The following is a 623-nucleotide window of genomic DNA, read 5'->3' on the forward strand; positions in this document are numbered from 1 at the left end:
GCATCGCTTACGCTAACATTGGTAAGTGTTACGTTACCTGTGTTGGTTACCACGAAGGTATAGTTGATGCGGTCGCCTGCATCTACCTTGCCATTTGCATTGAAGTCGTTGTAGGTACCATCTTTAGCCAATGTCATTGCTCCAGTCTGTACAATTGGTGTAACCGTACAGGTTGGGCATGCTGGTGTTGGTGGCGTAACAGGGTAGCTAGGATCGGTCGGCGCCAATGGCGTAGGATCTGTAGAGTTCGCCGTTACGGTATTGTTCTTAGGATCTTTTCCTGTTGCTGTTGCTACGTTGAACACTCCTCCGTTATCGATCTCGGCCTGTGTTAAGGTGTGGAAACCGGTAAAGGTAGTGTTGTTTACCGCTCCTGCTGCAAGTGTGGCAATCGGTCCACCCGAAACAATAGCATTTGCATCGCTTACGCTAACATTGGTAAGTGTTACGTTACCTGTGTTCGTTACCACGAAGGTATAGTTGATGCGGTCGCCTGCATCTACCTTGCCATTTGCATTGAAATCATTGTAGGTACCATCTTTAGCCAATGTCATTGCTCCAGTCTGTACAATTGGTGTAACCGTACAGGTTGGGCAGGCTGGTGTTGGTGGCGTAACAGGGTA

1 protein-coding gene is annotated in these 623 nt (G+C 48.3%); it reads right to left on the bottom strand.

What is annotated here, in order from left to right:
- Nucleotides 1-623 (bottom strand): DUF7507 domain-containing protein (locus tag AC07XU_RS18340; protein ID WP_494945086.1); only part of this gene is annotated, 623 nt, incomplete at both ends.

The organism is Pedobacter sp. GW456-11-11-14-TSB4 (assembly GCF_059424425.1).